General features: G+C 72.3%; 14 protein-coding genes. 9 read left to right on the top strand and 5 right to left on the bottom strand.

Translation table 11 applies throughout. The features are described 5' to 3' along the window. Positions 1 to 11 precede the first annotated feature (11 nt). Complete coding sequence (miaB, locus tag ACZ6AQ_RS06195) at positions 12 to 1,532, bottom strand: tRNA (N6-isopentenyl adenosine(37)-C2)-methylthiotransferase MiaB (RefSeq protein WP_468757893.1); 1,521 nt, start codon at positions 1,530 to 1,532, stop codon at positions 12 to 14. 221 nt (positions 1,533 to 1,753) lie between these two features. Between miaB and ACZ6AQ_RS06190 the strand changes: the two genes are divergently transcribed. Beyond that, on the top strand, positions 1,754 to 2,752 hold the full coding sequence (locus ACZ6AQ_RS06190; protein WP_468757892.1) for a TAXI family TRAP transporter solute-binding subunit: 999 nt from the start codon (positions 1,754 to 1,756) through the stop codon (positions 2,750 to 2,752). A gap of 122 nt (positions 2,753 to 2,874) precedes the next feature. Here ACZ6AQ_RS06190 and ACZ6AQ_RS06185 read toward each other — a convergent pair whose 3' ends face one another. Together ACZ6AQ_RS06185 and ACZ6AQ_RS06180 are read right to left on the bottom strand one after the other, a co-directional pair. Next, a complete protein-coding gene (locus ACZ6AQ_RS06185; protein WP_468757890.1) occupies positions 2,875 to 4,275 on the bottom strand; it encodes a sensor histidine kinase in 1,401 nt (466 codons plus the stop codon). An 18-nt stretch (positions 4,276 to 4,293) separates the two neighbouring features. Next, positions 4,294 to 5,007 (bottom strand): response regulator transcription factor, encoded by a 714-nt coding sequence (locus tag ACZ6AQ_RS06180; RefSeq protein ID WP_468757888.1) that lies wholly within the window; start codon positions 5,005 to 5,007, stop codon positions 4,294 to 4,296. A gap of 348 nt (positions 5,008 to 5,355) precedes the next feature. On the opposite strand from ACZ6AQ_RS06180, the gene ACZ6AQ_RS06175 reads away from it, so the two are divergent. The 8 genes from ACZ6AQ_RS06175 (at position 5,356) to ACZ6AQ_RS06140 (ending at position 12,021) form a co-directional block, all read left to right on the top strand. Then, entirely contained in the window at positions 5,356 to 6,141 is a 786-nt protein-coding gene (locus ACZ6AQ_RS06175; protein WP_388694310.1) for an amino acid ABC transporter ATP-binding protein, read from the top strand. A gap of 53 nt (positions 6,142 to 6,194) precedes the next feature. Next, the gene (locus ACZ6AQ_RS06170) at positions 6,195 to 7,016 is read left to right on the top strand and encodes a glutamate ABC transporter substrate-binding protein (protein ID WP_468757887.1); all 822 of its coding nucleotides are present in this window, start codon (positions 6,195 to 6,197) and stop codon (positions 7,014 to 7,016) included. A gap of 120 nt (positions 7,017 to 7,136) precedes the next feature. Next, a complete protein-coding gene (locus ACZ6AQ_RS06165; protein WP_468757885.1) occupies positions 7,137 to 7,811 on the top strand; it encodes an amino acid ABC transporter permease in 675 nt (224 codons plus the stop codon). Then, the gene (locus tag ACZ6AQ_RS06160; protein WP_468757883.1) at positions 7,808 to 8,698 is read left to right on the top strand and encodes an amino acid ABC transporter permease; all 891 of its coding nucleotides are present in this window, start codon (positions 7,808 to 7,810) and stop codon (positions 8,696 to 8,698) included. Before ACZ6AQ_RS06165 ends, ACZ6AQ_RS06160 begins: the two co-directional genes overlap by 4 nt. 318 nt (positions 8,699 to 9,016) lie before the next feature. Beyond that, a complete protein-coding gene (locus ACZ6AQ_RS06155) occupies positions 9,017 to 10,753 on the top strand; it encodes an FAD-dependent monooxygenase (protein ID WP_468757882.1) in 1,737 nt (578 codons plus the stop codon). A gap of 32 nt (positions 10,754 to 10,785) precedes the next feature. Continuing rightward, the gene (locus ACZ6AQ_RS06150; protein ID WP_388694379.1) at positions 10,786 to 10,872 is read left to right on the top strand and encodes a putative leader peptide; all 87 of its coding nucleotides are present in this window, start codon (positions 10,786 to 10,788) and stop codon (positions 10,870 to 10,872) included. 124 nt (positions 10,873 to 10,996) lie between these two features. Further along, complete coding sequence (locus ACZ6AQ_RS06145; RefSeq protein WP_468757881.1) at positions 10,997 to 11,617, top strand: cupin domain-containing protein; 621 nt, start codon at positions 10,997 to 10,999, stop codon at positions 11,615 to 11,617. Continuing rightward, positions 11,614 to 12,021, top strand: a complete 408-nt coding sequence (locus ACZ6AQ_RS06140; RefSeq protein ID WP_468757879.1) for a rhodanese-like domain-containing protein — start codon at positions 11,614 to 11,616, stop codon at positions 12,019 to 12,021. Before ACZ6AQ_RS06145 ends, ACZ6AQ_RS06140 begins: the two co-directional genes overlap by 4 nt. A gap of 363 nt (positions 12,022 to 12,384) precedes the next feature. Here the strand turns inward: ACZ6AQ_RS06140 and recX are convergent, their stop codons facing one another. Beyond that, complete coding sequence (recX, locus tag ACZ6AQ_RS06135; RefSeq protein WP_388694324.1) at positions 12,385 to 12,951, bottom strand: recombination regulator RecX; 567 nt, start codon at positions 12,949 to 12,951, stop codon at positions 12,385 to 12,387. A gap of 4 nt (positions 12,952 to 12,955) precedes the next feature. Further along, positions 12,956 to 14,089, bottom strand: coding sequence for a recombinase RecA (gene recA, locus ACZ6AQ_RS06130; RefSeq protein ID WP_468757877.1), 1,134 nt, complete (start codon positions 14,087 to 14,089; stop codon positions 12,956 to 12,958). Between the last annotated feature and the right edge of the window lie 24 nt (positions 14,090 to 14,113).

The raw sequence follows: 14,113 nt of genomic DNA, 5'->3' as shown, positions 1-14,113 counted from the left end.
GTTCGCCGGGGTCAGTGGGTCCCGCAGGCCGGAACCCCGGCCGCCGGGAGGGGCGCCGGGACGCCGATCTTCGGGAGGCCGAGGAGGACGCCCTTCGGCTTCTCGGCGGTGCGCTTCTCCCAGGCGTCGCCCGCGCGGGTGCGGCGCACCGACACGGCCGGCCCCTCGGCCAGGAGGTGGTGCGGGGCGGCGTAGGTGATCCCGACGGTCACGACGTCACCGGGGCGCACGTCCTCGTCCGGCTTGGTGAAGTGGACGAGCCGGTTGTCGGGGGCGCGGCCCGAGAGGCGGTCGGTGGCGCCGTCCTTGCGGCCCTCGCCCTCGGCGACCATGACCTCCAGGACGCGGCCGACCTGCTTCTTGTTCTCCTCCCAGGAGATCTCCTCCTGGAGCGCGACGAGCCGCATGTAGCGCTCCTGCACGACCTCCTTGGGGATCTGCCCCTCCATCTCGGCCGCCGGGGTCCCGGGGCGCTTGGAGTACTGGAAGGTGAAGGCGTTCGCGAAGCGGGCCTCGCGGACGGTGTGCATCGTCTGCTCGAAGTCCTCCTCGGTCTCGCCGGGGAAGCCCACGATGATGTCGGTGGAGATGGCCGCGTGCGGGATCGCCGCCCGGACCTTCTCCAGGATGCCGAGGAAGCGCTCCTGCCGGTAGGACCGGCGCATCGCCCGGAGGATCGCGTCCGAGCCGGACTGCAGCGGCATGTGCAGCTGCGGCATGACGTTCGGGGTCTCGGCCATCGCGGCGATCACGTCGTCGGTGAAGTCGCGGGGGTGCGGGGAGGTGAAGCGGACCCGCTCCAGGCCCTCGATCCCCCCGCAGGCGCGCAGCAGCTTGGAGAACGCCTCGCGGTCGCCCAGGTCGGAGCCGTACGCGTTGACGTTCTGGCCGAGCAGGGTGATCTCGGAGACGCCCTCGGCGACCAGCGCCTCGATCTCGGCGAGGATGTCGCCGGGCCGGCGGTCCTCCTCCTTGCCGCGCAGGGCCGGGACGATGCAGAAGGTGCAGGTGTTGTTGCAGCCGACGGAGATCGAGACCCAGGCGGCGTACGCGGACTCGCGGCGGGTCGGCAGCGTGGAGGGGAACGCCTCCAGGGACTCGGCGATCTCGATCTGCGCCTCCTCCTGGACGCGGGCGCGCTCCAGGAGGACCGGCAGTTTGCCGATGTTGTGCGTGCCGAAGACCACGTCGACCCACGGGGCCTTCTTGACGATGGTGTCGCGGTCCTTCTGGGCGAGGCAGCCGCCGACGGCGATCTGCATGCCCGGACGGGCGGTCTTCATGGGGGCGAGCCGGCCGAGGTTGCCGTACAGCTTGTTGTCGGCGTTCTCACGGACCGCGCACGTGTTGAAGACGACGACGTCGGCGTCGCCGTCGGCGCCCTTGGGCGCCCGTACGTAACCCGCCTCCTCCAGCAGACCGGAGAGCCGCTCGGAGTCGTGGACGTTCATCTGGCACCCGTAGGTGCGGATCTCGTAGGTCTTGGTGCCGTCAACGCTCACTGCGGTGCTCCGGTCGCTGCTGCTCGTCATGCGTCCAGGGTAGGCGGTCCGGAAGGGGTCCCCTTCCGGGTTCCGTGCCCGGTGCACCGGGGGCCGGGCGGTCACCGGGTCCGGAGCACCGGGAGGGGCCGGGCGGTCACCGGGTCCGGGACGCCGGGGCGCCGAACGGAACCGTCGGGATCCGTCGCGGGCCCGGCCGGACCTCCGCCGTCCCTGGCCAGGGACGGCGGCCGGCTGGCAGGATCGCTTCCATGTTCGCCTCGCTCTCCCGCGCAGCCCGCCGCCGTGCCCTGGCGGCCTCGGGCGCGCTGCTCGCGGTGTGCGGGGTCCTCGTGTGGTGGCTGGTTCCTTTCGGCTCCCCCGCCCCGAGGGGCTCGGTCACCTTCAGCACGGGCGTCCCCACCGGCGTCTACCAGCGGTACGGGGAACTCCTCAAGCACTCCCTGGCCAAGGACCTGCCCGAGGTCTCGGTCACCCTCGAGGACAGCGAGGGCTCCCAGCAGAACCTGGCCCGGGTGGCCACGGGCGAGGCGGACTTCACCGTCGCCACGGCCGACGCGGTGGCCCAGTACCAGCGGGAGCGCAGGCCCGGGTTCGAACGGCTGCGGGGCTGCGCCCGGCTGTACGACGACTACGTGCAGCTCGTGGTGCGCAAGGGGGCGCCGTGGCAGGGGGTGCGGGACCTGAAGGGCCTCCGGGTGGGGGTGGGCCAGGACGGGTCCGGTGTACGGCTGATAGCCGACCGGGTCCTCGCGGCGGCGGGGCTCGCGCCCTCCCGGGACGTGAAGGCGGTCCCGGCCGGCATCGACACGATGCCCGGACTCCTGGAGCGCGGCGAACTGGACGCCTTCTTCTGGTCGGGCGGGCTGCCCACGCAGGCGGTGCAGACGCTGTCCGAACGCTTCCCCGTCCGGCTGCTCCCGCTGGACGCGGACCTGATCGACCGGCTGCACGACGTCGGCGCCTCGACCCGCCACTACCGCTCGGCGGTGATACCGGCCGAGGCGTACGCCAAGGCGCAGGACGGCCGGCCGACGGAGACGCTGGCCGTCGCGAACCTCCTGGTCACCACGGAGGAGGCCGACCCGGGCCTGGTGGAGGGCTTCACCCGTACGGTGATCGGGAGCAGGGACGGGATCGGCCGCCAGGTCCATCCGGCCCAGCTGGTGGACCTGCGCACCGCCGTCTACACGGAACCCCTGAAACTTCACGACGGCGCCCGCCGCTACTACCGCTCGGTGAAACCCTGACCCGGGTGCGCCGGTCCGGCGGGACGACGGCCCTGTGAAGGCCCTCGGTCCGGGGACGCGGGCCCGGCGGGACGGCGGCCCCGTGAAGGCCCCGGTCCGGGGGCGCGGGCCCGGCGGTGCCCCTACGCCCTCTCCGCCGGTGCGTTCCGGGGGACGGTGACCGTCACCCGGAGCCCGTGCGGCTCGTTCGGAGAGAAGGCCACCCCGCCCCCGCCGGCCGTCAGCAGGACGCGCGCGATGGAGAGGCCCAGGCCGGAGCCCTTGACGTTCTGGTGCCGGCCCGAGCGCCAGAAGCGGTCGCCGACACGGCCCAGTTCCTCCTCCGTGAGGCCGGGGCCGTGGTCGGCCACGACGACGGTGACGTTCTCCCCGTCCGGCGCCGCGCCGACCGTGACCCGCTCCCCGGCCGGAGTGAACTTCAGCGCGTTGTCGATCACCGCGTCGAGGGCGCTGGAGAGGGCCACCGGGTCCGCCCAGGCCGTGACCGCGCCGCACTCCCCCGCCAGGACGACGCCCTTGTCCTCGGCGACCGGCCGCCAGGACGCGACCCGCTCGGCGGTGAGCGCGCCGACGTCGGTGAGCCGCGGTTCGGCCGCCGCGTGCTCGGCCAGCGCCAGGTCGAGGAGGTCGTCGAGGACCCGGGCGAGGCGCTTGCCCTCGGTCCGTACGGAGGCGATCTCCTCGTTGCCCTCGGGCAGCTCCAGGGCGAGCAGCTCGATGCGCAGGAGCAGGGCCGCGAGCGGATTGCGCAGCTGGTGGGAGGCGTCGGCGACGAAGGCCCGCTGCTGTTCGAGCGCCTCCTCCACGTTGTCGGCCATCTCGTTGAACGAGCGTGCCAGGCGCCGCAGTTCGGGCGGGCCCCCGGCGGCGGCGACCCGGGAGTTCATCCGCCCGGTGGCGATGTCGTGGGTGACGGCGTCGAGGATCCGGACCGGCCGCAGCACCCAGCCGGTGAGCCGGAAGGCCGCGCCGACGGCGAGCAGCATCGCGGCGGCCTCGCCCGCGAAGATCAGCAGCCAGCCGTGCAGGATGCGGGAGCGGAGCTGCCGGGTGGGCGAGTCGGTGACGACGACGGCGACGACGTCGCCGTCCCGGACGACCGGGGAGGCGACGATGAGCCGCGCACCGTCCTGCCAGGGCCAGACCTGGGGAGGATCGTGGCTGCGGCGGCCGAGCAGCGCCTCGTTGAAGGCGCGCCTGCCCTCCCCGTCGTACGGAACGACCCAGTCCCCGGGGGCGGCGGCCATGGCACGGTTGCCCCGGTAGAAGACCCCGGCCCGGATGTCGTACACGTCGTGGTAGCTGGCGAGTTCACCGCCGAGCGTGACGCGCCGCTCGTCCACGCCGGGGCCGCTCTCGCTGACGAACTGGGCGAGGGCGGCGAAGCGCGCGGCGTCGTCGAGCCGGTCGACGACGACCCGCTGCTGTTCGGAGGCGGCGAGGGCGGCGGCGAGCGGGAAGCCGAGGGCGAGCAGGACGCCCGCCATCAGGACGATGAGCAGAGGAAGGAGTCGGGTGCGCACGGAGGGACCGCCGGAGGGTTACGCGGAGGGGGCGACCAGGCGGTAGCCGACGCCCCGCACGGTCTCGATCAGGGCGGGCATCCGCAGCTTGGAGCGCAGGGAGGCGACGTGCACCTCCAGGGTGCGGCCGGTCCCCTCCCAACTGGTGTGCCAGACCTCGCTGATGATCTGCTCCCGGCGGAAGACGACCCCGGGCCGCTGGGCGAGGAGGGCGAGCAGGTCGAACTCCTTGCGGGTGAGCTGGACGCCCTCGCCGCCGACGCTGACCCTGCGGGTGGGCAGCTCGACGGTGACGGAGCCGAGCCGCAGCAAAGTGCCGTCGGTGGTTCCCGCGCCGCCGGACGCCTCCTCGGGCCCGGTGCTGCGCCGGCTGACGGCGTGGATGCGGGCGAGGAGCTCGCCGGGGTCGTAGGGCTTGACGACGTAGTCGTCGGCGCCGAGGTTGAGCCCGTGGATGCGGGAGCGCACGTCCCCGCGCGCGGTCACCATGATCACCGGGGTGGTGGTGAGCTTCCGGATGCGGCCGCAGACCTGGTAGCCGTCCTGGTCGGGCAGACCGAGGTCGAGCAGGATCACGCCGTAGGAGGGGCGCTCCCCCCGCGCGGTGGGCAGGACGGCCTGGAGCGCCTCCTCGCCGTTGCGCGCGTGGGTGACGCTGAAGCCGTGCCGGGCGAGGATCGCGGAGAGGGCGGCGGCGACGTGGTCGTCGTCCTCCACGAGCAGCAGTCGCATGCGTACCTCCTCCGTCCTCTCCGGGTTCCGCGGCCTCTACGGGTTCTGCGGGTTCTGCGGCTTCTTCTTCGTTTCCTGCGCGCCCCCGGACGTTCGCGCCGGGTGACGGCTCTCTGTGTATCAGGTGGTACCGGGGCATGAACACCGTTCATCGGCGCCGTGGCCGAGTCTCCCTCCGTGACGGAGGCGCCCGCGCGGCGCGTCCGGGGCGGCCGGCGGCACTGTCTTCACACGCCGTGCCCGCTCGCGGCCGGATCGTTATCCTCAATTTCCGCTCAGATGTGATGACGCTCGTCACACCCGGTCTCTAGTGTCCTCCCCAACCGAGGAGGACGGAGCAAGAGGCCGATGAGCGGAGAGTCAGTGTCCAAGGGTCCGGAGAACGCCCCGCGTGCCGCGGACGACCTGGTCGTACTGTCCGACGTGAACAAGCACTTCGGCGCACTGCATGTCCTCCAGGACATCGATCTGACGATCACCCGCGGCGAGGTCGTGGTCGTCATCGGGCCCTCGGGGTCCGGCAAGTCGACGCTGTGCCGCACGATCAACCGGCTGGAGAGCATCGACTCCGGCACCATCACCATCGACGGCAAGCCGCTGCCGCAGGAGGGCAAGGAGCTCGCCCGGCTGCGGTCCGACGTCGGCATGGTCTTCCAGTCGTTCAACCTGTTCTCGCACAAGACCGTGCTCGAGAACGTGATGCTGGGGCAGATCAAGGTCCGCGGTACGGAGAAGACGGCCGCCGCGGCCAAGGCCCGCGCCCTGCTCGACCGGGTGGGCGTCGGCACCCAGGCGGACAAGTACCCCGCCCAGCTCTCCGGCGGTCAGCAGCAGCGCGTGGCGATCGCCCGCGCGCTGGCGATGGACCCGAAGGTCATGCTCTTCGACGAGCCGACCTCGGCGCTGGACCCGGAGATGATCAACGAGGTCCTGGAGGTCATGCAGCAGCTGGCCCAGGAGGGCATGACGATGGTGGTCGTGACGCACGAGATGGGCTTCGCGCGCTCCGCCGCCAACCGGGTCGTCTTCATGGCGGACGGGAAGATCGTCGAGCAGGCGTCGCCCGAGGAGTTCTTCAGCAACCCGCGCAGCGATCGCGCCAAGGACTTCCTCTCCAAGATCCTTCACCACTGAGCGAGTTCGGGCCTATTCTTCCCCACTCACGCCTAGCCAAGGGACTTTCCTCGATGAAGCTTCGCAACACCTCCGCCGCCGCCGCGGCCGTCGTCCTGCTCGCGCTGACCGCGACGGCCTGTGGTGGCGGGTCCGACTCCGGGAGCAACGGCGACAAGATCACCGTTGGCATCAAGTTCGACCAGCCGGGCCTGGGCCTGAAGACCCCGGACGGCAAGTACGCCGGTTTCGACGTCGACGTGGCCCGGTACGTGGCCAAGGAGCTCGGCTACGCCGAGGACAAGATCAACTTCAAGCAGGCGCCGAGCGCCGAGCGCGAGAACCTGATCAAGAACGGCGACGTGAAGTTCATCGTCGCCAGCTACTCGATCAACGAGAAGCGCAAGAAGGAAGTCGACTTCGCCGGCCCGTACTTCCTGGCCCACCAGGACCTGCTCGTGCGCGCCGACGACACCTCGATCACCAAGGTCGAGGACCTCAACTCCAAGAAGCTCTGCTCGGTCACCGGCTCGACCTCCGCGCAGAACGTCCGCGACAAGCTGGCCCCCAAGGCCGACCTGCGCCAGCTGGGCGGCTACTCCGAGTGCCTGACCGGCCTGGAGAACAAGCGTGTCGACGCCCTCACCACCGACGACTCCATCCTGGCGGGCTACGCCTCCCAGAAGGAGAACCAGGGCAAGTTCAAGCTCGCCGGCCTGCGGATGAGCGACGAGAAGTACGGCATCGGCCTCAAGAAGGGCGACGCCGAGCTGCGCGGCAAGATCAACAAGGCGCTGGAGAAGATGGTCTCCGACGGCACCTGGGAGAAGCTCGTCAAGGAGCACTTCGGCCCCTCCGGCTACAAGTCCGAGCCCGCGCCGAAGGTCGAGAGCTGACCCACCCCGCCCCCATCGTGACGGCCTCCCCCATGCGGGACGGCCGTCGCGCGGGCACCGGCCGCCGCCCCCGCGGCGGCCTCCACACCGACCGACCACCAGGGGAGAGCGCGGGGCATCGTGTTCGACTTTCTTGATTCCGGGCAGTACGACCTGCTCGGCGCCTTCTGGGTGACGGCGCAACTCACCTTCTACTCGGCGATAGGTTCCCTGATCTGGGGCACCGCCCTGGTCGCCATGCGGGTCAGCCCGGTCCCGCTCATGCGGGCCTTCGGCACCGCGTACGTCAACTTCGTCCGGAACACCCCGCTGACCGTGGTCATCGTGGCCTGTTCGCTGGGACTCGACCAGACCCTCGGCATTACGCTCGGCGCCGACGACTCCGAGACGATCGGCTTCCGGCTCGCGATCCTCGGGCTGGTCGCCTACACGGGCACCTTCGTCTGCGAGGCGCTGCGCTCCGGCATCAACACCGTCCCGCCCGGCCAGGCCGAGGCCGCCCGTGCGCTGGGCCTGAGCTTCTTCCAGGTCCTCACCCTGGTGGTGCTCCCGCAGGCCTTCCGCACCGTGGTGACCCCGCTCGCCAACGTCCTCATCGCCCTCACCAAGAACACCACCGTGGCGGCGGCCATCAGCGCCGCGGAGGCGGCGTTCCTGATGAAGGAGATGATCGAGAACGAGGCCGACGCGCTCTTCGCGGTCTTCGCCGTGTTCGCGTTCGGTTTCATCGTCCTCACCCTCCCCACCGGCCTGGTCCTGGGCTGGGCGGCCAAGCGACTGGCGGTGAAGCGATGACTTCCGTCCTGTACGACACCCCCGGCCCGCGCGCCAAGCGGCGCAACGTCCTCTACACGGTCGGCTTCGTCGCCGTCCTCGCCCTGCTGGCCTGGTGGGTGCTCTCCGCCCTGGCCGAGAAGGGCCAGCTGTCGGCCGACAAGTGGAGCCCGTTCGTCACCGACTCCCGGGTCTGGACGACGTACCTGCTGCCGGGTCTGGTCGAGACCCTCAAGGCCGCCGCGCTCTCCATCCTGATCGCGCTGCCGCTCGGCGCGCTCCTCGGCATCGGCCGGCTCTCGGACCACCGCTGGGTGCGGACGCCCGTGGGTGTGGTCGTGGAGTTCTTCCGCGCCATCCCGGTCCTGCTCCTGATGATGTTCGCGAGCGCCGTGTACGCGCAGTTCACGCCCGTGAGCTCCGACTTCCGTCCGCTGTACGCGGTCGTCACCGGCCTGGTGCTCTACAACTCCTCGGTCATCGCCGAGGTCGTCCGGGCCGGTGTCCTCTCGCTGCCCCGGGGCCAGGGCGACGCGGCCGTGGCCCTCGGCATGCGCAAGGGCCAGACCATGGTGTACGTCCTGCTGCCGCAGGCCGTGACCGTCATGCTGCCGGCCCTGGTCAGCCAGCTCGTCGTGATCGTCAAGGACACCGCGCTCGGCGGCGCCCTGCTCGGTTTCCCGGAACTGCTCAGCCAGAACCGGCAGATCACCGCCAACTACGGCGCCAACACGATCGCCACCTTCGCGGTCATCGCGCTGATCTTCATCGGCCTCAACTTCGCCCTCACCACCTTCGCGAGCCGGCTCGAACAGCGGCTGCGACAGGGGCGGAAGACGTCCGGCGTGGCCAAGAGCGCCGTCGTGAAGACCGGCGAGACCCCGGCGGAGGCCACGAGCGGCGCCTGATCCCGGAGGGGACCGGCGGATTCCGCGGGGATCCACCGGTTCCACGGCGGAGTCGTGGGACGGCAGGGGCGGGCCGGAGCGGTACGACGTCGAGTCGGCCGCGCCGGACCCGCCCCTCCGCGCGTGGCGCCCCTCCCCTCCGGTGAGGGCTCACCACGCTCCCTCCCCCGGCGCAAGCACCCCGACGCCTGACGCGGACACCCGTCGCTTGACGCGGGCACTCTCAGTGGGTTGCATACGTTCTGTGATCAAGCACCGGGTTCGTGCCACACTCAGGTGTGCTGCCCTCATGACCGTCCGGCCTTCAGGAGCCGCGCCGTGGACCCGGTGATCATCGTGGGCGCGGGGCCGGTCGGTCTCGCGCTCTCCCTCGCGCTCGCCGCCCAGGGCGTGCCCAGCGTCGTCCTCGACGAGGGCTCCGGCAAGGAGGAACCCCGCCCGGCGCGGAGCGTCGTCCTCCGCGCCGACATGGCCGCCATGGTCGAACGCCTCGGCTGCACGACCCTCCGTGACGAGGGCGTCCGCTGGATCGGCTGGCGCGGCATGCGCCGCCGCCAGGTGGTGCGCCGGCTGGACCTCGACCTGGGGCTCGGCGGTACGGAGGAGTGGTCCGAGGACCCCGCCGCGCCCGCCGCCCCGGCCGCCCCGCTGCACATCCCCCAGCACGCCCTGGCGCGGGGACTGCGCGCCGCCGTCGCCGGACAGGAACTGGTCCGGCTCGTCACCGGGGCCCGGCTCGACTCCGTCGAGCAGGACCGGGACGGGGTCGTCGCCCACACCCGGGGCCCGGCGGGCACCTGGTGGCGCGGCAGTCACCTCGTCGGCTGCGACGGCGCCCGCTCGACCGTGCGCAAGCTGCTCGGCATCCGTTTCCCGGGCCGCACGGCGGTGGAACGGCACGCCGTCGCCGCCCTGCGCACCGAACTCCCCTGGCCCGGCGAGGCCCTGTTGCACCGTCAGCCCGCGTGGCGCGGCGCCGCCGAGGAGATCGGCGCGCGTCCGCTGCCCGACGGGGTGTGGCGGATCGACTGGCTGCTGCCGCCCCGCGGCGACCTGGTCACCCCGGACGCGCTGATCGCCCGCGTCCGCGAGACCCTGGCCGGCTGGTGCGACGGGGTGACGCCGCCGTACGAACTCATCGACACCGGGGTGTACACGCTGCACCACCGGCTCGCCCGCCGCTGGCGGGTCGACCGGGTGCTCCTCGCCGGGGATGCGGCGCACCTGCTCGGCGCGGTCGGCACCCAGGGGCTCGACGAGGGGTTCCGGGACGTGGACAACCTCGCCTGGAAACTCGCCCTGACCTGGCACCACGGCGGCTCGGACCGGCTGCTCGACAGCTACCAGAGCGAACGGCGGGCGGCCGTCGCCACCCGGCTGCGGGCGGCGGACCAGTCCCTGCCGGTGCTGCGCGGCGGCGGGGGGTTGCGGACCTATCTCCCGGGAGCCGCGCGCGGTCACGACGCCCTGCTGACCGACGGCCACGTGGGGCGCGGGCCGCTCGGCGCGCCCCCCGCGTACCCGCACTCCCCCCTCGCGCCCCCGTACACCGAGGGCTGGGCCCCGGTCGGCACCCCGCCGGGCGCCCCGGTCGAGGACGTCCACGTGACCGCCCCCGACGGCACGACCGTACGGCTCCGGGACCGTCTCGGACGGGGCCTTCTCCTGGTCGTCCTGGTCGCCCCCGGCACCGGCGTGTGGGACCGGCGCCACTGGCGGACCGCCGGGGTGATGCCCCGTCTCGAAGAGGCCGTCCGCGCCCTCCCGGTGAAGGCCGAGGTCCTGGTGACGGAGGCGTACCCGGGCGCCCCCGCCCACGCCGTCCTGCTGGTGCGGCCCGACGGGCACCTCGTGGCCTCCTTCTCCGGGGTCCGCCCCGAGGGGCTGTACGCGGCGGCGGACGCGGTGCGCGGCGGCTCGGTCGCCGACGGGGAGAGCGCCGGTGGAGGAAGTGACGCCGGGGAGGGTGACGGCGGAGGAAACGGCGGCGGAGAGGGTTCCGGCGTGTCCCCCGAAGCGGTCGTGGGGAGCGACCGCACGGCGGACACGCATTGATTCCGACGGGGCCGCGTGGTGTACTCCGGAACGTGACCGACACCGATGCGCGCCTGTGGCGGAGGGTCCATGTGGACCTCCTCCGCTATGCGGGCTGCGTGTGTCGCCCGTCCCGCTGATCTCGCTCCTCTTCCCCGCGCGCCCCGCCGCCCGTCCGTGTCCCGTCGCCCTCCGCGCACCGACACGGGTCCGCGTGCGCCGTGTGCCGCCGCGCGCCCTTCGCGAACTCCAGGACGGTCACCCGTGTACCAGCACGTCGCCTTCCCCCCGCCCGTACGCGGCGTCCCCGCCGCCACCTCCCCTTCTTCCCCTGCCTCCCCTTCTTCCCGTGCCTCCGCGCCGACAGCACCGACAGCACCGACAGCACCGACAGCACCGACAGCGGACGAACTCCTGGAGTTCGTCCGGCGCACGGCCGTCGACCAGGAGCTGGTCTCCGCCCTGCCGCTCGACCCCGAGGGCCGCACCTGGGTACGGCTCGACGGCCCCGGCGGCAGCGAGGCATGGCTCATCGGCTGGCCCCCCGGCACCGGTACCGGCTGGCACGACCACGCCGAGTCGCGGGGCGCCTTCGCCACCGCGCGCGGCACGCTGACCGAGAACGCGCTCGCGGTCCGGTTGCCGGCGAGCGGCTGGAAGACCCTGGAACTGACCGGCGGGGTCGACCGCTCCCGCCGGCTCGGGGCGGGCGTGGGGCGGGCCTTCGGTCGCCACCACGTGCACGAGGTGTTCAACGAGTCACAGGACACCCATGCGGTGTCGGTGCACGTCTACCATCCCCCGCTCCCGCTGATCCGGCGTTTCAGCCGGACGGGCGCGGTGCTCCGTCTGGAGCAGGTCGAGCGTCCGGAGGACTGGCGGTGAGCGGCGAGCACGTGGGCATCGACGTCCTTCTGGAACGGGTCAGGTCGGGCCTCGACCGGATCGGCCCCCGGGCCGCGTACGAGGCGTACGGGGCGGGTGACGCCCTCCTGGTGGACACGCGCTACGCGGCCCTGCGGGAACGGGACGGACTGGTCCCGGGCGCGCTGGTCGTGGAGCGCAACGAGCTGGAGTGGCGGCTCGACCCGCTGGGCAGTCACCGTGCGGCGGAGGCCGACAGCCACGACCTGCGGGTGGTCGTCTTCTGCAATGAGGGCTACGCCTCCTCCCTCGCGGTCGAGTCCCTGCGCCGCCTGGGTCTCCACCGGGCGACCGATCTCATCGGCGGCTTCCAGGCATGGAAGGCCGCGGGCCTCCCGGTCCTGCTCCCGCCCTCCCGCCGCTGACGGCAACGGAACGGGAACGGAAACCGCAACGGGAAGGAAAGCGGACCGAGCGCGGCGGCGGGGACGGGGGACGGCGAGAACGCCGCCGGACCTCACGAGATCCGGCCGCCGGTCGACGGCCGCCGCGCCATGCCACCGCATCCGGACCGTCGTGTCCTGACCGCTGCGTCCCGGGCCGTCGAACCTGCCGTCGGTTCCTGTCCCCGGGCCCTGCCGTCGACCCACGCTGCCGTACTGTCCCGGGCAGACCCTCGCCCCGGACAGTACGGCGGAGAGGGCGGCAGGGCAGCAGACGGCAGGCAGCAGGCGGCGGAACGCTCCCCCGGCCGGGGCCTCCCGCCCCTCTCCCGTCTCAGGTCGACATCAAAAGGGCTCGTCCAGCCCGTCCGTGTCCTCGCCCTCCGCTTCCAGGGCCTGGCGGACGACGCGCAGGGCCATGCCTTCGGGATACCCCTTGCGGGCGAGCATGCCGGCGAGCCGCCGCAGCCGCCGGTCGCGGTCCAGACCGCGGGTGGCACGCAGCTTGCGGGCCACGAGTTCGCGCGCCGTGACCTCCTCCTGCTCGGAGTCGAGCCGGTCCACCGCTTCCTGGACGAGGGCGGGCTCGACGCCCTTGGTGCGCAGCTCCCGGGCGAGGGCCCGCCGGGCGAGGCCCCGGCCGTGGTGACGGGACTCCACCCAGGCGCCCGCGAAGGCCGCGTCGTCGATGAGGCCGACGTCCTCGAAGCGCGAGAGCACTTCCTCCGCCACCTCGTCGGGGATCTCCCGCTTGCGCAACGCGTCGGCCAGTTGCTTGCGCGTGCGGGGGGTCCCGGTGAGCAGGCGCAGGCAGATCGCGCGCGCCCGCTCAGCCGGTTCCTGGGGTGACGGCTCCTTCTCGGCCCTCGACGAGTCGGGGCCGTCACCCGGCCATTCGGTGCGACCGGTCACCGGTTCAGCTCTTGACCGCGGTGGCCTTGGTCGCCTTCACGGTCTTCGCGGCGGCTGCCGGGACGCTCTTGGCGGCGTCGTCCGCACCGGCCGCGTCCGTGCCCGCAGCGTCCGCGCCCGGCTCGGCCGGCAGGGTCTCGGGCCGGACACCGACGCCCAGCTTCTCCTTGATCTTCTTCTCGATCTCGTTGGCGAGGTCGGGGTTGTCCTTCAGGAAGTTGCGGGCGTTCTCCTTGCCCTGGCCGAGCTGGTCGCCCTCGTAGGTGTACCAGGCACCCGCCTTGCGGACGAAGCCGTGCTCCACGCCCATGTCGATCAGGCCGCCCTCGCGGCTGATGCCCTGGCCGTAGAGGATGTCGAACTCCGCCTGCTTGAAGGGCGGCGCGACCTTGTTCTTGACGACCTTGACGCGGGTGCGGTTGCCGACCGCGTCCGTGCCGTCCTTGAGGGTCTCGATGCGGCGGATGTCGAGGCGCACCGAGGCGTAGAACTTCAGGGCGCGGCCACCGGTCGTGGTCTCCGGCGAGCCGAACATCACGCCGATCTTCTCGCGGAGCTGGTTGATGAAGATCGCGGTGGTCTTGGACTGGTTGAGCGCGCTGGTGATCTTGCGGAGGGCCTGGCTCATCAGTCGGGCCTGGAGGCCGACGTGCGAGTCGCCCATCTCGCCCTCGATCTCCGCGCGCGGGACGAGCGCGGCGACGGAGTCGATGACGATCAGGTCGAGGGCGCCGGAGCGGACCAGCATGTCGACGATCTCGAGGGCCTGCTCACCGTTGTCCGGCTGGGACAGGATGAGGTTGTCGATGTCGACGCCGAGCTTCTTGGCGTACTCGGGGTCGAGGGCGTGCTCGGCGTCCACGAAGGCGACCTGGCCGCCGGCCTTCTGCGCGTTCGCGACGGCGTGCAGGGTCAGGGTCGTCTTGCCGGAGGACTCCGGTCCGTAGATCTCCACGACACGGCCGCGCGGCAGCCCGCCGACGCCGAGGGCGACGTCCAGGGCGGTCGATCCGGTGGAGATCACCTCGATCGGCTCCTGGGTGCGGTCGCCCATGCGCATGACCGCGCCCTTGCCGAATTGGCGTTCAATCTGTGCGAGCGCGGCGTCGAGCGCCTTCTCGCGGTCGGTTCCTGCCATGGGTTCCACCCGGTTTGCTTGAGT

The sequence above is a fragment of the Streptomyces sp. NPDC041191 genome, from assembly GCF_055591945.1.
Note: the sequence above shows the minus strand (reverse complement) of the source record. Positions and strands in the feature narration are given on the sequence as shown.

What these genes read in the sequence shown, in the direction of transcription:
- miaB (WP_468757893.1), bottom strand. Translation starts at nt 1,532, where the DNA reads ATGACGAGCAGCAGCGACCGGAGCACCGCAGTGAGCGTTGACGGCACC.
- ACZ6AQ_RS06190 (WP_468757892.1), top strand. Translation starts at nt 1,754, where the DNA reads ATGTTCGCCTCGCTCTCCCGCGCAGCCCGCCGCCGTGCCCTGGCGGCC.
- ACZ6AQ_RS06175 (WP_388694310.1), top strand. Translation starts at nt 5,356, where the DNA reads ATGAGCGGAGAGTCAGTGTCCAAGGGTCCGGAGAACGCCCCGCGTGCC.
- ACZ6AQ_RS06180 (WP_468757888.1), bottom strand. Translation starts at nt 5,007, where the DNA reads ATGCGACTGCTGCTCGTGGAGGACGACGACCACGTCGCCGCCGCCCTC.
- ACZ6AQ_RS06170 (WP_468757887.1), top strand. Translation starts at nt 6,195, where the DNA reads ATGAAGCTTCGCAACACCTCCGCCGCCGCCGCGGCCGTCGTCCTGCTC.
- ACZ6AQ_RS06160 (WP_468757883.1), top strand. Translation starts at nt 7,808, where the DNA reads ATGACTTCCGTCCTGTACGACACCCCCGGCCCGCGCGCCAAGCGGCGC.
- recA (WP_468757877.1), bottom strand. Translation starts at nt 14,089, where the DNA reads ATGGCAGGAACCGACCGCGAGAAGGCGCTCGACGCCGCGCTCGCACAG.